This window comes from Serratia sp. CY27727 (genome assembly GCF_052169275.1).
GTDB lineage: Bacteria > Pseudomonadota > Gammaproteobacteria > Enterobacterales > Enterobacteriaceae > Serratia > Serratia sarumanii.
This window is the reverse complement of record NZ_JBJNLB010000002.1, coordinates 82905-103478: the sequence shown is the minus strand read 5'-3', so window position 1 is coordinate 103478 and position 20574 is coordinate 82905. Positions and strand designations below refer to the sequence as shown.

Sequence of the window (20574 nt, the reverse complement as noted above, 5' to 3'; positions counted from 1 at the left end):
AGTCTGCCGCGCGGCGTCGTCGGCCGTCCCGGTTCATTTGCGCCAGAATAACTAGTGCATTCACACCCTGCGAATACGCACGTTATGCACTAAGCTGCTCAGCGAGTAGCGTAACCCGCGGCCCCGGTCAGAGGCCGCTCCCTTCTGTCTAGCGGAGAACACATGAGCCAATCCGTCCTGGCCAGCGAAACCCACCGCGGCCACCTGCAGCAAATCATCTCCGGCTTGTCCGACGGCGTGATCCTGACGGATACCGATCGAACGCTGCTCTGGGCCAACGAGGCCGCGTTGGCCATGCATGGCGTGAGTCATCAGAAAGCTCTGGGGGCCAATGCCGGCGAGTACGCGGCGCGTTTTGCCCTGCGCTATCGCAACAATCATCCGCTGGCTTTGGAACAGTATCCGCTGAACCGGGTTGCCGATGGCGAGACCTTCACCGATGTGGTGGTGGAGGTTCGGCAAGCCGACGATCCGGACAGCTTCTGGGTGCACCGCCTACGGAGCCTGATTATCACCGATGCGCAGGGGCAACCGGAGCTGCTGGCGCTGATCCTGAGCGACGCGACGGAGTGGGCCAGCGCCGAACAGCGCTTTGAAAAAACCTTCAACGCCAATCCGGCGCCGGCGGTCATTTGTCGGCTAAGCGACCTGCGCTACGTCAAGGTCAACCAAGGGTTCCTCGATATGACCGGTTACCAACGTGAACAGGTCATGGGCCGTTCGGTTTATGAACTCGACGTTTTGGAACAGGCGGAGCACAAAGATCTGGCGATACAGCGCCTGGGGGAAGGCGCCACCATTCCACAAATGGAGGCCGAGCTGAAACTGCCCGGTGGCGGAAGCAAGCTGGTGGTGGTTGCCGGCCAACCGCTGGACATCAATGAAGACGACTGCATGCTGTTCACTTTTACCGATCTCGAACCCCGGCGCCAGGCGGAATCGGCGCTGCGGGAAAGTGAAGAGCGGTTCGCCAAGGCATTTCGCCTGAGCCCGGTGCCGACGTTGCTGTGTACGGCGCACGAGCGGCGCGTGCTGGACGTCAACGAAGCCTTCACCCGCACCACCGAGTACGACGCCGAAGCCTTGATCGGCAAGACGGTCGATGAGATCCAATTTATTGACGATCCCGAGGCGAGCCGCCGTTTGTTTGCCGCGCTGGAAAAAAGCGGTAACGTCGAAGGGCTGGACATCCGGGTGCGCAAGAAAGGGAGCGAGTCGATCGACTGCGTGGCCTCGGCGGATGCCGTCAGCATTCACAATGCGCCCTGCTACCTGCTGGTGCTCATGGACATTACCGAACGCAAACGCTCGGAGCTGGAGCTGGTCAGCGCCATCGAAGAAGTGATGCAGGACGCCTCCTGGTTCAGCCAAACCCTGATTGAAAAACTGGCCAACGTGAAAAGCATCAACCGGCCCGACCAGGCCGGATTGACCGCCAGCGATCTCACGCCGCGCGAGCGCGATGTGCTGGAATTGATTTGCGAGGGGCTGCCGGACAAGAAAATCGCGGCGCGCCTCAATCTGGCGCTCAACACCATTCGCAACCATGTCGCGACGGTCTATTCCAAGCTTGGCGTGCACAGCCGCAGCGAAGCCATCGTCTGGGCCAGAGAACGCGGGCTGTTTACCGGCGGGCTGGCCGCCAGGAACGGAAAGTAGCCTGCAAATGCACTATCCGCACCGATGCAAACGCCCCTTATAGGCTCAAAGTGAAGTGCATAACATGGAGGTGCAAATGCAGGCTTTCGCCCTGTGCGGAAGCCAAACGGATCGAACCTTAGGAGCGCATCACAATGAACAGCGAAAAAGCCAATGGCATGATGGAAAAAGTGGCGGGCAAGGCGCAGGAAATGGCGGGCGACGTCACCGGAAACCCACGTTTGCAGGCCGAAGGCGCCACGCGCTATGCAGCGGGCGCGCTGCAAGAAAAATACGGCGACGCCCTGAGCTGCGCCGGCAGCATGATGAAGAAAAACCCCCTCGCCGCATTAGCCCTCATTGCCGGCGCTGGCCTGTTGACCGGCCTGCTGCTGCGCCGCCGTTGATACGCGCCGGCGAGCAAACCGCTTTTCCCTGAACGCCGCGCCCGGTTAACAACAACCGGGCGCGGTGCCATCGGCCAACGTGCAATGCCGTGCGGGCATATGGCCTTTTCGATTTATTCATCCGTTACGCCGACAATGATGATTAACGGCTATTCAGCGGCATCGGGTTATTATGGCGAAACGGCGATATCCCTCATGGAATAGGCGGCATTCTTTTTCATACCGTCGCACGCCGCCTTTACTCACTGCTTAACGACAGCCATTTTATTTTCCTCGCGTATTCCTGATTTTTATCGTCTTCTCAACCCAAACCCCTCGGCGGTTATTTACGGCCTTGGTGCAATAAATCGGCTTACCCTCAACATCATTAAAACCATCAGGTTAAAATTCGACTCCATTCGTCAACCTGGGTTTATCCTTCTCTCCATTAAATGTTAAGATCGCTGTATTGCGCGCACGGAGAAATAGCATGTTCCCCACTAAAAAACATTCACAGCGGGCCACCCCGCTGACCAGCTATCAATTTTCCCGGCTGCATACTTTCGAATGCGTCGCCCGTCATTTATCTTTTGCGCTGGCGGCGCAAGAATTGTCGATCACCCCCAGCGCCGTAAGCCACCGCATTAATTTGCTCGAAAAGGAGTTGGGTTTTCTGCTATTCCAGCGCTTTCATCGCAGAATTACCCTGACGCCGGAGGGCGAGCGCATGCAATGGGCGCTGGACAGCTCCTTCAACACGCTGAATCAGGAAATTCTGGACATCAAGAATCGCGAGCTGACGGGCACCCTGACCCTCTACTCGCATCCGTCTCTGGTGCAATGCCTGCTGCTGCCGCGCATCGGCGATTTTATCGCCCAGCACCCCACCATTCACCTCAACATTCTGACCGGGCAAGAGATCATCAACCTGGCCAACCGCGGCGTGGACTTGGCGATGTACTTCGGCAAACTGCCCTCGGGGCGGCATCTGGACGAGGCCTTTATGCAGGAATCGATGGTGCCGATCTGTACGCCGCAGTACGCCGCCGCACATAGCCTGTACGATGCGCCGGAAAATTTGGCCCACTGCACGCTGCTGCACGATCGCTACAACTCCGGCGAAGACGAGTGGCAAACCTGGTCGCAACACTTTGCGCTGGGGCTGGATACCGACAGCAAAAGCATGGAGTTCGACCGTTCCGATCTCGCGGTGCTGGCCGCCACGCGGCACCTTGGCGTCGCCATGGGGCGGCTCAACCTGGTGCAGGACTGGATCAAAAGCGGCGAGCTGATCATTCCGTTCACCGACATGACCGTGCCCTGCGAGCACTGCTATTTTACCTCGACCATCTCCGAGCGGCAGTGGCCGAAAATCCTCGCGTTTAAGCAGTGGATCATGAAAATCGCCCCTCTGGTCTGATGGCCGGAGGGCTAGCGCATTATTTTAGGGGAATAAGAAAAATTCAGCGCGCAGGCGTAGAGCCGGCCGGCCTTTGAATAAGAGATATATTTGCGGTTTTTATCCCAGGCCAGCAGGGAGTTATTAGCAAAATAATAAACCTCCAATTGCATCCCATTAGCCAACCTCGACCAGCCTCGGCTTCGTATCACGGTAAAATCACCGTTATCGCCGAGCGTAATCAGCGGCACGCCCCAGGCATAGCGGGATATTTGCAGCTGAATAATGAATTGGCTTTCGCAGCTTATTTGGTAGTTCTGTACATCAACATCCATAATTTATATTTTTGGTGCCACCCTTCGGTAAAAATAAATAAGATAAGAACAACTCACCACGCTTAACACCAGCGCGATCAGCAAACAGGCGCACAGCGTGGCGCGATCCCAAGTGAAGCGCTGGCCGCGGCGGCAACCCTGCCGTCGATTCCGATTCTCGCATTCATAATAGGGTTCTCGCCGCCGCGAGAATAATAACAGGCTACCGTCGCATTATTCTTTGTACACCACGATTTCCTGATAAAGCTTAATCACCTCACCATCGCTGTCGACGGAGTCGGTATATTCGGTTTGCTGCGCCAAATGAATCACCTTCCATCCTTTGCGTGCTAATTCGGGGATCGTCAGGCGCCCCACGCCGCGGCAGGAAAACAGGGTGTCGTCAGACAACCTGAGCTTACTAACCTCTGCATAATCATAGGCTTGAGAATGGCAAACGTGCGACTCCGCCGCCATCGCCGGCAGTGAAAACAGCCCCACTAACAACATTAACAGGTTTCTCATGGCGACCTCCCAATCGCTTATTCATGCCGGCCGATTACGCAGACAAAGGCTGACGTTAATACGCCGGCGAAAGGCTCGAATTAATTCTCTCTTGCACGGTTGAAATTACAGGCTGGCGCCGGTGACTGACAAATGAAAAATATAAACCTTGGCGTTAGATGAATTCATCCGAATCGCCAGACATGCGCAACGGCCCTTTTCACCGCACGAAATGGTTAAAAACCGGTCGATAATTAGCAAGAAAAGTAATTCTTTATGTCACTGTTTATGTTACAAATGCCGCCCGCCGCTAACACACCAAAAAAAACCGTCAAAATGCGTGAAAACGCAGCGTTCTGCGCAAAACATCGGCATGGCGGCGCTGATGGGGCGGTCATACATAAAACAGGGATAACACATGGCAATCAAATTGCGCGTATTGACTCAAGCGGTGGCGCTGGGTCTGGCGATCGGCAGCGCGTCGTTCGCCGCTCAGGCGGAAATCACCCTGCTGAAGCAGGATCCGCAGGCCGGCGATCCGCTCAGCCGCCTGAACTTCACCGTTGGCGGCAGCATCCGTCCACAGTTCAACAACATGACGGGCGACGGCGACAAGGGCTCCTACAAGCGTAACGGCTTCGACGGCGGCACCCGCTTCCGTTTCGCGGCGGACTACTACCTGTTCGACGATATCAGCTGGATTAGCTACTACGAGCTGGGCGTGAACATTCCGGCGCTGTTCGACTGGGATCACCACTATGCCGACGGCGCGAGAAACACCAGCCGCCGCATGCTGTACACCGGCCTGAAAAGCAACACCTGGGGCCAGATGACCTTCGGCCAGCAGAACAGCGTTTACTATGACGTGGTGGGCGCCAAGACCGATATCTGGGACTACGACATGCTGGCCCAGGCGCCGGGCAACGGCATCAACGGCGACTACGACGGTTCTTACCGTTCACGCAAAATGCTGAAGTACAAGAACCGCTTCGGCGATGCGGACGTTTATGCCTCGTACCTGTTCAGCGACAGCGACTACCTGCCGGGCAACGGCCTGCGCTATAAGCGCAAAGGCGGCGGCTCACTGGGCGTGGATTACCACATCACGCAGGATCTGACCTGGGGCACCGCCTGGAACTACACCCGCGCCGAAATGCGCAATCCGTCCACCAGCGGCAGCAAGAGCTACGATCAGCACATCGTCGGCACCGCCCTCAGCTGGAAACCGGACAACTGGACGCTGACTTTCGGCGGCGGTTACTACCACGACTTTCTGACCACCAAGAAAACCGACATCAACAATTACTTCGCCGGCGATGCCTGGGGTATCGAATACCTGGCCGGTTATACCGTGCCGGTGGGCCAGTACGCGGTGAAATCGGTAATGCCGTACTTTATGGGCGATCGCCTGGAATACATCAGCGGCCGCAACTACCAGCGCATCGACAACGGCCTTGGGGTTACCGTGCAGTTTGACTACGGCTTCCGCGTTGACGTAGAGCACGTGCTGACATCGAGCACCGACAACCTCGGCGATATGACCGTGGTGCGTCTACGCTACGATTTCTGATTGTTCCGCACGTAAAAAAGGCCGCGCAAGCGGCCTTTTTCGTTATTGAAGCAGCGTCAGAAGCCGCCGCGCGCCGAGCGCCCTACCGCTTCGCCCAGCTGCCATACCGCCATGGCGTAGTGGGTGCTGTGGTTATAGCGGGTGATGACGTAGAAGTTCGGCAGGCCGTACCAATACTGGTAGCCGGTGCCGACGTCCAGCCGCAGCAGGCTGGCTTCCTGATTGTCGCCGAGCGACCCCTGCGGGCTTAGGCCGGCTTCCGCCAGCGCAGCGACCGAGTAGCGGGTCTTGAAGCCGTTTTCCAATCCCGGCGCCTGGCCGTTGGCCTGAATCGCGACCGGCTCGCCTTTGGACCAACCGTGCGCCTTGAAGTAATTGGCCACGCTACCGATGGCATCGACCGGATCCCACAGGTTGATATGACCATCGCCGTTGAAGTCGACCGCATAGCTCTTGAAGGAAGACGGCATGAACTGCCCATAGCCCATCGCGCCGGCGAAGGAGCCGCGCAGTTCGAGCGGATCGTCGCCCTCGGTACGCGACATCAGCAGGAAGGTTTCCAGCTCGCCGGCGAAGTAATCGGCGCGGCGCGGGTAGTTGAAGGCCAGCGTCGCCAGTGCATCGATAATGCGGGTTTTACCCATTACGCGGCCCCAGCGGGTCTCCACGCCGATAATCCCCACGATGATCTCCGGCGGCACGCCGTACACCTGCCAGGCCCGCTGCAGCGCATCCTGATATTGATTCCAGAACACCACGCCGTTTTGCACGTTATCCGGCGTGATGAACTTGTTGCGGTAGCGCAGCCAGGAACCGTTCGGGCCGGTAGGCCCCTGGGTAGACGGTTTCGGCGCCTGCCTGTCCATCAGCCGCAGCACCGAATCCAGGCGCCGAGCCTGCGCCAGCACGTCGTGCAGCTGCTGTCGATCAAAGCCGTGTTCCCGCACCATCTTATCGATAAAGCGTGCGGTATTCGGGTTATTGGCGAAATCTCCACCCAGCGGCGCGCCGCTGTGCGCCGGGCTCAGCAAAAAGCCGCCCTTTACCGGGGTGCCCTGCGGCGTAGCGGTGGTACTGGGTTTCGGCGTGCTGCTACAGGCAGCAAGCAAGGTAATCAGCGGTAAAAGCGCAACCAGGTGACGCATCGGATATCCATATAGCCATGCAAGAGATAAGTGGGAGTTATGTTAATGCATTGTTCAACGCGAACAAACAGGATTATGCCGCCAATTACCGCGCCAGGTAGCCAAACGTGCCAAATTGTGACGTTTTGCACGGTGAAAGGACGCCCGGTGCGGCCGCGCGGAATCTCAACCGCGACTAAATGAGAAAAATTATCACCTTGACGCCCCCTTTTACCCCGATAAAATGCCCGGCTGCTTGCCATCCGGCTATCGCCGCAATGATCACGACAATGGACTGTAATGGAATCTCTCGGACAACTCGCCAAAGATCTTTACCGTGGGCGCATCTCGCGCAAACCCTTTGTTTTCTCGCTGGCGATCTTCGCCGTTGGCATCGTGTTGCTGTCGTTTCTGTCGACCTACCTGGATAAAAACCATTTTCGCGCCCATGCGCACGGCGATACCGAGGAATTCGTCTCGGTGCTGCTGTATCTGCTGTGCATTATGGTCTGGGCGCTGTTCTGTTTCGGCCTGGTGGCGTGGTTCATGGCCAAAACCGCGTTCCGGCTCAACGATATCGGCCTGCCCGGCTGGGCGCTGGCCGCAGCGTGCTATGTTTGCTCGGTGCTCAACAACTACTCCCCCGGCCCGGTGGCGCGCTGGCTGCCGCTTTTCAGCCTGGCCGTCATGATCTGCGCTCTGCTGTTGCCGCCGGGCGGGCTGCGCCGCAGGCCGGGCGGCGACGCTGACGATTAACGCAGCTGCACCACCTTGTTCGCGGCCGGTTCGACCGCCGTCAGCCTGCCGCTGACCTGGCTGATGCCACCGCCGCTGTTATGGGACACCACGGCGATCGGCAAACGCCGCAGCTGCCGGGTCAGCTCGGGCGTGATATAGCCGATGTGGGTGTTCTGTTGCTGTTTCCGCCAGCGGTCGGCCGCCCTGCGGCGGGAGAAATACTGGTTGTATTTGGCCCAGGCGATCAGCGTGACGGCATTGAACAACGCCACAATGATGTACAGCGAGATCACTTCCAGCAGCGACAGGGCGGAGCCCACCCCGTGCTGATCCATCACCGACATCAGGCCGCGGCTGAACAGATAAAGGAAGCCGCACCAGGCGAAAAGCGTCAGCAGGCTGTCTACCACGCGCGGCAGCAGGCCGCGTTCGGAATAAATCAGGACGTCCGTCATTCTTTGATCCTCCCAATGCCCCGGTCGGGGCTGATCCAGCGCGCACGCCCGCGCCGAGCTTTCAACATCACTTTGGAAAACGCCACCAGCGTGGTCAGCAGGCTGAGCAGCCAATACACCAGCGGATACCAGATGATCCAGAACAGCGAGCGGCCGAAGCCCTTCTCATAACGCTTCTCCAGCAGCAGGCTGACGGTGAACTGCAGCAGGCACACCACGCCCAGCACCAGGCCGGTAAACGCCGGCGTCAGCAACGAGTGAATGCGGATGCCCTCCGGCAGCGGCACCGCCAGCCCGACCAGGAAAATCAGCACGCTGACCAGGTAAGTGAACGCCCACAACGTGGAGAGGCAATACTCGGCGAACAGCAGCCACATATGCCGGTGCTCCCAGGCCCACAGGTTGCGCAGATTCTTTAAAAACACCTCGGCGCCGCCCTGCGCCCAGCGCAGGCGTTGCTTCCACAGCCCGCGCAGGGTCTCCGGCATCAGGATCCAGCACAGCGCCCGCGGTTCGAAGAAGATAGCCCAGTGCTTGAGCTGCAGTTTCCAGCTGATGTCGATGTCTTCGGTGATCATGTCCTGGCTCCAGTAACCGACATCGGTAAGCGCTTGCTTACGAAACGCGGCCACCACGCCGGAGATGGTGAACAGGCGGCCATAAACGCGCTGCGTGCGCTTGATAAGGCCGATGATCGATGAAAACTCACCGACCTGGATGCGGCCGATCAGCGTGGAGCGCGTGCGGATGCGCGGGTTGCCGGTCACCGCGCCGACGTGCGGATTGGCCAACAGCGGCGCCACCAAATAGGCCGCCGCATCGCGATCCAGCAGCGCATCGCCGTCGATGCACACCAGATACTCGCTGCGCGCCGCCGCCGCGCCCGCCTGCAGCGCGATCGCTTTGCCCTGATTTTGCGCCAGATGGATCACCCGCAGCCGGGGGAACTCCAGCGTCAACTGATCCAGCACCTCGGCGGTGTCATCGCTGGAGCCGTCGTTGATGGCGATCACTTCGATATTTTCATAGCGCTGCGCCATCGCCGCCGAAATGGTTTCACGCGCGTTCAACCCTTCGTTGAAACAGGGGATCAGCACGCTGATCGACGGGTTGCCCGGCAGCGCCGGCGCGGGCATGTCCGGGCTCCAGCGCCAGTGGCGCTCGCGGTGCAGCCAGAAATAGATGCCGCCGGCGATCCAGATACCGGACATGAACAGCGGCCAGAAGAACACAAAGTTGAGCAGCACTTCGCCGGTAAACAGCAGGACGATGCCGAAAGGCACGCTCAACACCAGACACAGGATGAATAAGGCAATTAAACGATCGGTCATGGCAGTGGGAACCAGGCTGAGGACAACACCGGGCGAACGGCATCCAGCTTAGGCCGATCGTCGAGGAAGTTGTCGGGGTAATAACCAAAGCTCTGAGCGCCATTGCGCTGCAGGCGACGCATCCATTCGGCCAGCAGTTGACCGTCATCCAGGCTTATCCGGCGCTCCTTGCGCCAGTCGACGGCCTGCAACTCAAACACCGTTTTATCGAGCGCGCCGGGGTAAGCGGCCACTTTGCCCACCAGTTGATCCAGCCAGCGGCCGCTGTCGGCGCGCGGCACGTTTTCCATCAGCGGCATCGCCATCGGCGCCACCCAGTCGTAGGCCTGCAGGAAATCCGCCAGATTCTGGCCGAACCAGGCTTCGCTGGCGGGATCGAGCACCGGCATCGCATAGATGTTGCGCGCGGTTTGCACCTGCGGGCCGCGGATCGCCCGCACCCGCTCGGTCAGCGACTGGGTAAATTCGATCAGCGCCCGGCTCTTGAAGCGCGTCCAGCGCGCCATCGCCTGCGGATCCTGGCGTATCGCCGCCACCGAATCGGCGAAGCCGGCCTGGCGGTAGGCCGCAGCGGCGTCGGGGCCGGCGTCTTCGAAGTCCGACAGCAGGGCATCGTCGTGGAACAGGATCCCTTTGAAGGTGGCGTGAGCCGCCAGATCCTCGTAGATCTCACCGATGCGCTGGCGCGCCACCGGGCTGAACGGCGACAGGCGGCGGTACTGCTTGTCGTCTACCGACAGCTGCCCGTTTTGCGGATCGAGGCGCTGTACGCGCGGCACGTCAGATCCCAGCTCGAACGCCAACACCGGCATCCAGGCATACACGGCCACGCCGGTGCGCGAAGAGAGCTGCCAGGAGACCCGGTTGAACAGGTCGGCCTTCATCGGCAGCCAGCGGTTGGGGAAATAGAGCTCGCGCACGTTGCCGTCGCCTTTTGGATCGGCGAACGCCTGCAGGAAAACGGTATTGATGCGCAGGTCGTAGATGCGCTGGATCAGCTTGTCGAGGTTTTTGGCCTGCTGCTGCGGATCGGGATCGTAAAGGTAGTCGAGATCGACGTGCGCCACCCGCATGATCTGCCGGTTCTGTATCTGCGTCAGCTGCTGGGCGAAGCTCGTCAGCGACGGGTTGCCGGCCACCAGCATGCGCGGCACGTTCTCAGGCGCGTTGACGTCTGCCAGCCCGTTCTCCAGCGTCAACGCCATGCGGTAACCGTGCTTGCGCGCGATGTCCAGCGCCACGCCGCCGGCCGCGCCGTACGGCCAGACCCAGACGCGCGGCGCCTTGCCGGTGGCGGCGGTGATGCGCTGGGTGATCAACGCCACGTCCTTCTCGATGCGTTGGCGATATTCCGCCTCGCTTTCGTAGCGGCCCTGTTTGGCGTCGTACAACCGATTGGCGACCGCCGGTTCGGTATTGCCCTGCGGGTTGGCGATGCCGCCGTAATGCGAAGCGTAGGTGTGCGCGCCGATCTCCACCAAGCCGGAGTCCGACACTTCCCGCACCTGCTGCCAGGTGAGGAAGCGATCGCGCGGCGTCATCAGGCCGCCGAAATCGACCGGCTTGTCGGCCGGCGCATCCAGCCAGACGCCGACCGGCGCCAGCACCGCCGGCCAGTTGTAGGCCTTCAGCAGCGGGAAGACTCGGCTGTAGAAGCTGCGGTAGCCGTCGTCGAAGGTCAGCAGCACCGCCTTGTTCGGCAACGCCGGGCCGCCGTTTTGCGCCTGCAGGATCTGCTCGACCGACACCGGCTGGTAGCCGTTTTGCTTCAGCCAGGCGAACTGTTCGTTGAGCGCGCTGGTGCGCACCGACATGTAGCGCTGGTCCGCCGCGCCGTCTTCCACGTCGTGATACGCCAGCACCGCGTAACGGTTGGCCGGCCACGGGCGTTCCATCGGCCCCACGGGCCGCTCCGCCGGCGGCGTGAAGCGCGGCACGTCCGCCTGGCTGCAGCCGGTGGTCAGCAACGCGGCCAACACGAAAAGCGAGGATCGAATAAGCATGATTATTCCTTTAAAAACGATAATTCAGATCAAACGTCACACCGATGTTGCGCTCGCGCTTGCCGTCGTAAGGATGCTTCTCAAACTGCAGCATCGCGCCGGCGTCCAGCACCCCGTTCCAACTGATTCGCTGGCCGTAACCCAGTTGGGTGATCGGCTTGCGCGCATAGTCCCGCTGCCAATAGCTGCCGGCGCCGGCCTGGAACTGCTGGCTCCACTCGGTCTGATAATGGCGATACAGGGTGTGATCGAGCGTTAACGACGGCAGCAGCGTGAAGTCGCGCTTCGGGTTGTAATACGGCACGTTCTCCTGGCTGTTGCGGCTGCCGGACAGCGTCAGGTTCATGTCCAGCCGATAACGGGCGCCGGCGAGCAGCCGTTGCCGCCCTTCCAGGCCGTATTCCAACCGGTTGTTGCCGTCCGAGAAGTGCGAAGGCGCCACGCTGGCGCGCAACTCGCGGCTTTCGTTCTGCTGCCAACGCAGCCACAGGTTGCCGCCGTTGGCGCTGATGCCGTTGGTCAACGCGCGCAGCGGCGTCTCGGCCGACAGGCGCGCCACCGAACCGCCGAGGCGCCATTGATCATTCAGGTCATACCAGGATGAGAGGCGCAGGCCGAGCTCATTGCCGTGGCCGTAGTTGCGGTTGGCCACCTCGGCTTCCAGCCACAGATCGCGCGAGCGCCACTCGGCGCCGGCGCTGAGATCGCGGTTGATGCCCTTGCCCTCGTCGAACTGGCCGGTGTTGAATCCCCAGCCGGTGAACAGCCGCCAGTTGTCGTCGATCGGCGGTGAATAGAGCGCGGCGTGAATGCCGAAATCGTGGCTGCCGCTGACCGGCCCGTCGGAATCGATGCCCTGATTGCCGCTGATGCGCAGTTCAGACATGTGGTGAATGCGGCGCGAACGCTCGAGCTGCTGAACGGCAACGCTTTCCGGCGCGCGTTGGATGACGTCGTCGGCCAGCAAATCCAGCTGCCGCCACTCCTGCAATTCCTGTGCGACATAGCCCTGCTGGATCTCCAACGGCAGGCTGCGCGGTTCCAGCCCTTCCACCTGCTTCAACTCGTCCTCGGCGCGGCGCGGCCAGCCGCGCGCCAAATAAACGCTGGCCAATGAGATGCGCAGCCCCTGATTGCCCGGCGCCGTGCGCGCCAGATGGGTCAGCTGCCGTTCGGCCTCGGCCAGATCGCGTTGATAAACCCGTGACTGCGCCAGCAGCGATTGGCCGACCAGCCAGTCATCGTTGTAGGCCAGCGTCGGCAGCTGGTACAGGCGGGTCGCGTAGGGATAGCGCTGGCTGACGCGCTGCGCCAGCAACGCCGCCCGATCGATGCGTTCGTCCTCCGCCTGCGCGTAAAACAGATCGGTTTCGTCTTCGGCGGTCACCGCCTGCGGCGCGGCGGCGTTCAAGCGGCTGAAAATGGCCTGCGCCTTATCCGGCTGCTGCAGGTAGAGGTAGGCGGACGCCGCCCAGCGCTGGGCATAATCCGGCACCGTGCGCCCTTCCGCCTGCAAGGTTTGATACTCGCTCACCACATCGGCCATGCGATAACGCGCCAGCAGCGCGCCCAGGCGATCGATACGCGCCTGCTGGTAGCTGTCCTGCGCCTCCGGCAGCGGCCGCCACTGCGTCAGCAGTTGGTCATAGCGCGCCAGCGCGCGGTCGGCGATGACGAAGCGTTCCTGTTCGCCACGAGCATCGATAAACGACAGCCGCACCAGTTCGGCGGCTTCATCCGCCTGCAGGCGCCGCTGCTGCGCGGGCGGCAATGCCAGCCCCTGGCTTGCACGCAGCGCCGGATCCGCGACCCGGTTCGCCGCCAGCAGCGTCACGTAATAAGCCTGAATGCCGGCGTCGGACGGCGCCAGCGCACGGGCGCGGGTCACGTTTTCCAACGCCGCCCAGCTGCGGCCGGCGGCCTGATCCACATAGGCGCGCGTCAGATACCACGTCGCCGGTTCCAGTAACTTCTCCGCTTTGGCCGCTTCCGTTTGCGCCTGCGCATCCCGCCCGGCATCCGCCAGCGTCATCACGTAGCCACGCTGCAGGCCGCCGTCGGCGGGAGCGAGCTGCAACGCCGCCCGCCACAGGCGCAGCGATGGTTGCCACTGCTTAAGATTGCGGTAGGCGCGGGCCGCCGTCGCCAGGCTGGCGCTATCCCGCTGCAGCGCGGCGCCGTCGGCACGCCAGAGTGCGACCACCTCTTCGTCATGGCCGGCCCAACCGGCCACCTGGATATAATCGGCTCGCTGCTGCAGGCTCAACCCCTCCCGAGCGCGCCGCTGCGATAAATACGCCAGCACCGGCGCGGTATCGCCCGATCTGGCCTGACGGATCAGCGCGTCATAGCGCTCATCCGCCAGCGCGGCGGCCGGCAGGGATAAACCGATAAACAGCAATGACGCCGCATATTTGGTGACGTGGCGTTCGGTAAAGCGTAATGAACGCGAGTTAACTTTAGGCACGAGGTATTCCTTTAATCCGTGAGCTGCTGTCCTGGCAGAGTGCAAATGCGAGCAGGCACCCGAAAAGTCGGCTAGAGCCGTCGGGTAATAAGCATGGAGTAATGAATATTTCTGTCTGGCGCAGACATAAAGAGAATCGAATGCGCCTTTGCCTAAAAAGAGTATTTTATAAAGCTGCCGGTGAATACCGCAGCCAGGTGATATCTGCCTGAAACTGGAATTTCACAATTGTTAATAAGTGAAATAATAAAAATTAAACCACCACAAATCAAACACATGAACTTTTATCATGATCAATATTCTTATTTTCACCCTTCCGTGTGAAATTGTATAAAAACCGGCGTGATATTTGATTTTAATTCTCATTATCACCCATCAACAGGGATATTAATCCAAACACCTAATTAAATAATCTGCCTTCATGGAAAAAATAATAAGAATATTGCTCACCAGGAAATTAAATTTCCCTGCTAATAATTATTATTTTCAATTTAAATTCCCCCACGGCTGCGTTCATGCTGGCTATCTCCCGGGCATGCCGTCACAATAGCGCCTCATTCAGGCCTCAATCAGGGATTGCCATGTACAGCCACTACCCCGCCCATTACACCTTCGATAGCGACAGCGACGCTTGGCAGATCGGTTTTCACGACTTCCCCGAGTGGCAATCTGCCTGCTATAAACGCGAAGACATCGAACTGGAAGCGCAGGAAAGCCTGCTGGCCGCCATCGCTGCCGCGATGGACGAAGGGCTGCCCCTGCCCGCCCCTTCCCCTGTGCAAACCGATGATCTGAGAGTACATCTGCCGGCGCTGGTGGCGCTGAAGATCGAGCTGCACAACGCCATGCTGCGCAAAAACACCGGCAAAGCGGCGCTGGCGCGCAAGCTGGGATTCAACGGCGGGCAAATGGAGCGGTTGCTGGACATCGGCTACGCCTCGAAGGTTGAGGCGTTGGAGCAGGCGCTGTATCTGCTGGGCTACGAAGTGCGCGTGACAATAAACGAAGTTTGCCAATAGGTTAGCGGCAGGTAAGCGAAATATTATCCAACGGGGCTAAATTTTCCCCGTTTTGCGCCGATATGATCGCTACCTAATCACTTGTCGCAACAACGAAGGCTAAAAATGGAGTGGAGTCGCCGTCATATTTGGGCCGTTATTCTGCTGTCTTGTCTCGTTTTTTGGGTCATTTTGGCGACCGGCATCAACGCCGTCGCCTGAGCGCCTGCCGCCGCATTGCAATACCTAACGCTTAACGTCGCCCATGACTGAGTGATATCAGCCATGGGCGATGAAACAAAACCCCGTGCAGGCCTAAAGACCTAATATAAAAATATTATTTAATATCAAACAATTATCAATTAACCCTAAGCCTTCTTTCAATAACACGAATGATTACTGGGCTGACTATAAGCGTAATAACCAAGCAGCCGATAAGTAGCGCTATACCTACAAACCCCTCAATATCGCGTTCACCGAACAAGTTTGCTGCTTTTATCCAAAATGCACGCTCCCCCTGAGTCGAGGGGTCTGAAGGCCTCGCAAGCAAAAATGTCAGTATATAAATGCCAGCCCCTATCAGAAGTTTAATCCCTATTGGGACACGTCTGCTTTCCATTAAGAATGACCTCAATCGTTCCATAAGACATCAGGCCGTTAACTAACCTGACTGGCCGGGTAGAGACTAATGCCTGACGAATAGCTAAAAAGTCAGTCCGATGCTGCAATGTAATACAGCCCAAAGAAATACCTAAAGGGCCTGATGGATGCAAACGGAAATTTCCCCGCTTTACCCCATTGATCCATGTATAGTCGTCGATTTTCCCATCTTCACGATAGAGGGCAAACCACTCATATTTGATAACCGGTGTCGATGTCGGCCACGAATAGAAATCACGAAGATCGGTTCTCAACATTCCTTTCCAGCCGCCCGTTAGCCTGTTGACGATGTGACAATGGCCCTGAGGGATTGGGCCATTGTCAGGAACAGCCACGCAACCGGCTTGGTTACGATATATTCCATTGCCCGAGTAAGCCAGAAAAGTGCCAACACCGTATATGAGTAAAGGGGAGAACTGAGCATCATTAACGATAAACTCTCCATGTAGCGGCATAGGTAAAACTCCTTTTTACCGTTCATTAGTATAAAATTCACACTAACACAAAAATCATCTACCGAAAAAGAATACCTGCGGCTATCGTGGGTCAGAAAGTTGGCCTATCCCGACTTAAAAAGCGTTATAAAACAGCCCTCACTGTGCAAAAAACAGCCAAAAATTGTGATCAAAAACACAGTATTGAAATCAGACCAGTATTGAGAGTACATTAGCGCCGATCCTGTCGCGGTTCGGATTTTACCTCACGGAGCATGAGGCGCGACAACCGGACAACCCGCGCTCGAGGACGTTGTTCTTTCGCTTGGAAGAATCCGCCCGACAAGCAGGTTGCCCATAAAATACTCAGCACAACAATCGGGATCATTGCTGGCGAGGACTCCAGACAGGAGTTGTTCAGTGAAATATTTTTTGATGGGCGTGTCATTCATGCTGGTTGCCTGGGTTGGCACCTTCATGTTGATGGTTGCCTGACCGGGAACACAGCCAAAGGGACGCGCAAGCGTCCCTTTGTCGTTTCGGCTAGCGATCATTTGCCCGGCATCATGCGGCGCAGGGTGTCGTCCTTGCGCAGATAGTGATGATACAGCGCCGCCAGCGCATGCGCGCCAATGATAAAGTAGCCAACGTTTGCCAGCGTCTCATGCACCGTTTTGACCAGCCGGCGCATCACCGGATCCGGCGTCATCCACTGCGGCACCGGCCAGCCCAGCAAAGACCACGATTTACCGCCGTAGGCCAGGGTTAACATACCCAGCAGCGGCAACATCAGGAAGACCACGTACAGCAGCCAATGGAAGATCTTGGCGCCCACTTCCTGCCATTCCTCCAGCGGCGGCGTGGTCGGCGGCGCAGCGCGGAAAGCGCGCACCGCCAACCGAATCAGCATCAGGGCAAAGACCGATACCCCGAAATTAAAGTGCAGATTTTTGACCACCGGCCCCCACGCCTCCGGCACCGAATCCTTCAGCAACATCGTCGAATAGGTGAGGATCACCAGCAGCAGCGTCAGCCAATGTAAAACGATTTGCGATCGCGCGTAGCGGTTGCTCATACACTCAGTCCAAAAAATAAAACTCAGCGTAGTCGAGCATAATGGGGAAATAATGAAGAAAACCTTGGGACGGAAAAAATAAGGCCGGGCGAACGCCCGGCCTGACAGGATTATTTGGCGCTGCCGCCTTTCCCCGGCTTCAGCAGCCCGTCCGCGCGGAACATCGCCTTGATGCCGCGCACCGCCTGGCGGATACGGTCCTGATTCTCGATCAGCGCGAAGCGCACGTGGGTATCGCCGTAGTCGCCGAAGCCGATGCCCGGCGAGACGCAGACCTTGGCTTCCGCCAGCAGGCGTTTGGCGAACTCCAGCGAACCGAGGTGGGCATAAGGTTCGGGAATTTTCGCCCAGACGTACATCGACGCCTTCGGATTTTCCACCATCCAGCCGGCCTCATGCAGCCCTTTCACCAGCACGTTGCGGCGCTGCCGATACTGCTCGGCGATATCGCGCACGCACTGCTGATCGCCTTCCAACGCAGCGATGGCCGCCACCTGCAGCGGCGTAAAGGTGCCGTAGTCGTGATAGCTCTTGATGCGCGCCAGCGCGCTGACCAGCTCGGGGTTGCCGACCATGAACCCGATGCGCCAGCCGGCCATGTTGTAGCTTTTCGACAGGGTGAAGAACTCCACCGCAATGTCTTTCGCCCCCGGCACCTGCATGATCGACGGCGCTTGCCAGCCGTCATAGACGATATCGGCATAGGCCAGATCGTGGATCACCAGCACGTTGTACTGCTTGGCCAGTGCCACCACCCGCTCGAAGAAATCCAGCTCCACGCACTGCGCGGTCGGGTTGGACGGGAAGCCGAGGATCATCATTTTCGGGCGCGGAATGGTTTCCCGAATGGCGCGCTCCAACTCACCGAAGAAATCCACACCGTCCACCAGCGGCACGGAACGCACCTGGGCGCCGGCGATCACCGCGCCGTAAATGTGGATCGGGTAGCTGGGGTTCGGCACCAGTACGGTATCGCCGTGATCGAGGGTCGCCAGCATCAGGTGCGCCAGCCCCTCTTTCGAACCGATGGTGACGATGGCTTCGCTTTCCGGATCGATATCCACCTGATAACGGTCGGCATACCAGCGCGAAATGGCGCGACGCAGGCGCGGAATGCCGCGCGAGGTGGAATAACCGTGGGTGTCGTCGCGCTGGGCGACGGCGCACAGTTTTTCCACGATGTGCGGCGGCGTCGGGCCGTCGGGGTTACCCATGCTGAAGTCGATAATATCCTCGCCGCGACGGCGCGCGGCCATCTTCAGTTCGGCGGTGATGTTGAATACGTAAGGGGGAAGACGTTCAATGCGCGTAAAACGGCGCTGTGGACTGTTATCAGCCATAGGGGATTCCTCGATAGACGTTAGCGCCCGGACCGTCCGAGCGACGCTGGCCAGCGAACTGACCGAATATCGAACATAGCGCAGCGCCGACGAGCTTGTCGATACCCGGCGCGATATTTTTATTTGCCGCCCTGAAACTCCGCCGCCAGCAGCCCGAACAGCCAGTCGTCGCACCACTGCCCCGCCAGACGGTAGTTGTCGCGCAGCGTGCCTTCCAGCTGAAAACCGCACGACTCCAGCAGGCCGCGCGAAGCAAGGTTGCCCGCGGTCACGGTGGCGGTCAGCTTGTGAAAACCGCAGGCGTTCACCGCAAAATCCAGCACCGCCCGCAGCGACTCCTTGCCATAGCCCTTGCCCTGGCCGGCAGGCAAACTCCCGTATCCCACTTCCGCCTGCCGATACGGCACCCACTGCGGGCGAAAGCCGGTAACGCCCACCGCCTCCCCGCTGTGCTTCTCACGCATCACCAGGCACAGCCACTGCTCACCGTGTTTGTCCCAGGCCGGCAACCGCTCCTCGAACCGGGCGCGGATCTCCGCTTCGCTGCGCGGATCGGAGATGTAACGGATCACCTCGGGATCTTGGTACAGGCGCAAAAACAGCGGCCAATCCTCGGCGGTTATCGACTGTAAGTGCAGACGTTCAGTGACCAGCTTCATAAAATCTCCGAAAAACGAAAAAGAGGAACTTACGAATGAAAGATATCTCTTTATTTTCCCCGATTGGTTGCCGATAATCATTCACGTTAAAACCACAAAACCATAACGTCTTGCCCGATTCCCTACAACCGCTCGCCGCAGTCACTCACGCGGCACGAGGAGAACACCATGGCCTCTTTAGTCATCGACGATATTCCGCAGACGATCGTTAACGTCAAGCGCCAGCTGCGCCAGGCATTGCCGAACTACCGCGACGTATTTCTGGCGCTGGAAGAGAACATCCGCGGCCAGGTCGAACAGATCCGGCGCGAGCTGGCCGCCGGCCACAATCCGGTGCCGCAGATCGACGCGGAAGATATCCTGCAGCAGCGCGTCAGCGAGCAGCAGATAGCGCTGATCAAACAGCGCGGCGCCTGCGCCATTCGCGGCGTGTTTCCCCGCGCCAAGGCCGAGGGCTGGAACCGGGAAATCGGCGACTACCTCGAGCGCAACAACTTCGTCGAGCGGTTGAAAAACGCCGCCGAAGACAACTATTTCGGCAAGCTGGCCGCCAGCAAACCGCAGATCTACGGCATCTATTGGTCGAAACCGCAGGTCGAGGCGCGGCAGGATGCGCGCATGCATGCGGTGCAGGTGTTCCTCAACAGCCTATGGGCCACCGAGAGCAACGGCAAACAGCATTTCGATCCGACCCGCGTCGCCACCTATGCCGATCGCACCCGCCGCCGCCCGCCGAACTCCTCGTCGCTGGGTCTGTCGCCGCACGTCGACAGCGGCACCATCGAGCGCTGGCTGGACGAAAACTTCCGCTATGTGTATCGCCACGTTTTCTCCGGCGACTGGCAGCAGTACGATCCCTTCGCCGCCGACGGCCGCACCGAGGTGCGCGAGATAGCCTCGCCGGCGGTCTGTTCGATGTTCCGCACCTTCCAGGGTTGGACGGCGCTGACACCGCAGCGCACCAATGCCGGCACGCTGAACCTGGTGCCGATCGCCAATGCCATGGCCTATGTGCTGCTGCGCGCGCTGCAGGACGACGTCGCAGACGACGATTTGTGCGATGCGGCGCCGGGCCGCGCGCTGTCGATCTCGGAAAAATGGCATCCCCTTTTATTAAGTGGGATTTCCCCTATTCCCGATCTGGAGCCGGGCGACACGGTATTTTGGCACTGCGACGTGATCCACGCGGTGGAGAACGAGCATAACGGCGAGTTCGACAGCAACGTGATGTACATCGCCGCCGCGCCGGGCTGCGAGAAAAACGACGCCTATCTGCAGCGCCAGCTGCCGAGCTTTATCGACGGCAGAACGCCGCCGGACTTCGCCCCCGACGACTTCGAGGTGGATTTCGACGGCCGCGCCACCGCCGACCTGCTGACGCCGCTGGGCAAAGCGCAGCTCGGCATGGGCTGATCCCCCGTCCGTGGCGCGCGCCACGGCCCCCTTTCGCTGTGGTATACTGCCGCCATCCGTAGGCCG

The 20574-nt window shown here is 59.3% G+C and carries 19 protein-coding genes; 8 read left to right on the top strand and 11 right to left on the bottom strand.

What is annotated here, in order from left to right:
- Window positions 1-162 precede the first annotated feature (162 nt).
- The 3 genes from ACJ8HB_RS05390 (at window position 163) to dsdC (ending at window position 3444) form a co-directional block, all read left to right on the top strand.
- Window positions 163-1659 carry a helix-turn-helix transcriptional regulator gene (locus tag ACJ8HB_RS05390; RefSeq protein WP_094859993.1) on the top strand — a complete coding sequence of 499 codons (1497 nt, stop codon included), beginning with the start codon at window positions 163-165 and terminating at the stop codon, window positions 1657-1659.
- 134 nt (window positions 1660-1793) lie between these two features.
- Window positions 1794-2045: a CsbD family protein gene (locus ACJ8HB_RS05385; RefSeq protein WP_033648096.1), complete on the top strand. Its 252-nt coding sequence runs from the start codon at window positions 1794-1796 to the stop codon at window positions 2043-2045.
- A 469-nt stretch (window positions 2046-2514) separates the two neighbouring features.
- Window positions 2515-3444, top strand: a complete 930-nt coding sequence (gene dsdC, locus ACJ8HB_RS05380) for a DNA-binding transcriptional regulator DsdC (RefSeq protein WP_039564894.1) — start codon at window positions 2515-2517, stop codon at window positions 3442-3444.
- An 11-nt stretch (window positions 3445-3455) separates the two neighbouring features.
- Here dsdC and ACJ8HB_RS05375 read toward each other — a convergent pair whose 3' ends face one another.
- On the bottom strand, window positions 3456-3758 hold the full coding sequence (locus ACJ8HB_RS05375) for a hypothetical protein (RefSeq protein ID WP_041036126.1): 303 nt from the start codon (window positions 3756-3758) through the stop codon (window positions 3456-3458).
- A 213-nt stretch (window positions 3759-3971) separates the two neighbouring features.
- Window positions 3972-4262 carry a hypothetical protein gene (locus ACJ8HB_RS05370; protein ID WP_015378635.1) on the bottom strand — a complete coding sequence of 97 codons (291 nt, stop codon included), beginning with the start codon at window positions 4260-4262 and terminating at the stop codon, window positions 3972-3974.
- Window positions 4263-4659: 397 nt separating this feature from the next.
- Here ACJ8HB_RS05370 and ACJ8HB_RS05365 point away from each other — a divergent pair, with 397 nt between their 5' ends.
- Complete coding sequence (locus ACJ8HB_RS05365; protein WP_033635409.1) at window positions 4660-5811, top strand: porin; 1152 nt, start codon at window positions 4660-4662, stop codon at window positions 5809-5811.
- A gap of 56 nt (window positions 5812-5867) precedes the next feature.
- Here ACJ8HB_RS05365 and mltB read toward each other — a convergent pair whose 3' ends face one another.
- Entirely contained in the window at window positions 5868-6956 is a 1089-nt protein-coding gene (mltB, locus tag ACJ8HB_RS05360) for a lytic murein transglycosylase B (protein ID WP_033648101.1), read from the bottom strand.
- Window positions 6957-7235: 279 nt separating this feature from the next.
- Between mltB and ACJ8HB_RS05355 the strand changes: the two genes are divergently transcribed.
- Entirely contained in the window at window positions 7236-7691 is a 456-nt protein-coding gene (locus ACJ8HB_RS05355) for a DUF805 domain-containing protein (RefSeq protein WP_047571123.1), read from the top strand.
- Here the strand turns inward: ACJ8HB_RS05355 and pgaD are convergent.
- Genes pgaD through pgaA form a run of 4 tightly spaced genes read right to left on the bottom strand, consistent with a single transcriptional unit; the run spans window position 7688 to window position 13929 of the window.
- Window positions 7688-8128, bottom strand: coding sequence for a poly-beta-1,6-N-acetyl-D-glucosamine biosynthesis protein PgaD (gene pgaD / locus ACJ8HB_RS05350; RefSeq protein WP_047571121.1), 441 nt, complete (start codon window positions 8126-8128; stop codon window positions 7688-7690). The genes ACJ8HB_RS05355 and pgaD overlap by 4 nt on opposite strands.
- Window positions 8125-9459: a poly-beta-1,6-N-acetyl-D-glucosamine synthase gene (gene pgaC / locus ACJ8HB_RS05345; protein ID WP_041036130.1), complete on the bottom strand. Its 1335-nt coding sequence runs from the start codon at window positions 9457-9459 to the stop codon at window positions 8125-8127. Before pgaC ends, pgaD begins: the two co-directional genes overlap by 4 nt.
- Window positions 9456-11462, bottom strand: a complete 2007-nt coding sequence (gene pgaB / locus ACJ8HB_RS05340) for a poly-beta-1,6-N-acetyl-D-glucosamine N-deacetylase PgaB (RefSeq protein ID WP_047571119.1) — start codon at window positions 11460-11462, stop codon at window positions 9456-9458. The genes pgaC and pgaB overlap by 4 nt, the downstream gene beginning before the upstream one ends.
- A gap of 10 nt (window positions 11463-11472) precedes the next feature.
- Window positions 11473-13929 (bottom strand): poly-beta-1,6 N-acetyl-D-glucosamine export porin PgaA, encoded by a 2457-nt coding sequence (gene pgaA, locus ACJ8HB_RS05335; protein WP_072021615.1) that lies wholly within the window; start codon window positions 13927-13929, stop codon window positions 11473-11475.
- A gap of 581 nt (window positions 13930-14510) precedes the next feature.
- On the opposite strand from pgaA, the gene ACJ8HB_RS05330 reads away from it, so the two are divergent.
- Complete coding sequence (locus ACJ8HB_RS05330) at window positions 14511-14948, top strand: antitoxin HicB (RefSeq protein ID WP_047571117.1); 438 nt, start codon at window positions 14511-14513, stop codon at window positions 14946-14948.
- A 566-nt stretch (window positions 14949-15514) separates the two neighbouring features.
- Here the strand turns inward: ACJ8HB_RS05330 and ACJ8HB_RS05325 are convergent.
- A complete protein-coding gene (locus tag ACJ8HB_RS05325) occupies window positions 15515-16042 on the bottom strand; it encodes a DUF2778 domain-containing protein (protein WP_072021614.1) in 528 nt (175 codons plus the stop codon).
- Between the two features lie 399 nt (window positions 16043-16441).
- On the opposite strand from ACJ8HB_RS05325, the gene ypdK reads away from it, so the two are divergent.
- Window positions 16442-16516: a membrane protein YpdK gene (ypdK, locus tag ACJ8HB_RS05320; protein WP_099782600.1), complete on the top strand. Its 75-nt coding sequence runs from the start codon at window positions 16442-16444 to the stop codon at window positions 16514-16516.
- Window positions 16517-16571: 55 nt separating this feature from the next.
- Here the strand turns inward: ypdK and ACJ8HB_RS05315 are convergent, their stop codons facing one another.
- From ACJ8HB_RS05315 to ACJ8HB_RS05305, 3 genes are all read right to left on the bottom strand, one after another.
- On the bottom strand, window positions 16572-17096 hold the full coding sequence (locus ACJ8HB_RS05315; protein WP_047571114.1) for a cytochrome b: 525 nt from the start codon (window positions 17094-17096) through the stop codon (window positions 16572-16574).
- A gap of 110 nt (window positions 17097-17206) precedes the next feature.
- On the bottom strand, window positions 17207-18436 hold the full coding sequence (gene alaC, locus ACJ8HB_RS05310; protein WP_039564884.1) for an alanine transaminase: 1230 nt from the start codon (window positions 18434-18436) through the stop codon (window positions 17207-17209).
- Window positions 18437-18555: 119 nt separating this feature from the next.
- A complete protein-coding gene (locus ACJ8HB_RS05305; RefSeq protein ID WP_033648108.1) occupies window positions 18556-19095 on the bottom strand; it encodes a GNAT family N-acetyltransferase in 540 nt (179 codons plus the stop codon).
- Window positions 19096-19263: 168 nt separating this feature from the next.
- On the opposite strand from ACJ8HB_RS05305, the gene ACJ8HB_RS05300 reads away from it, so the two are divergent.
- Complete coding sequence (locus ACJ8HB_RS05300) at window positions 19264-20508, top strand: DUF1479 domain-containing protein (RefSeq protein WP_033648109.1); 1245 nt, start codon at window positions 19264-19266, stop codon at window positions 20506-20508.
- Window positions 20509-20574 lie beyond the last annotated feature (66 nt).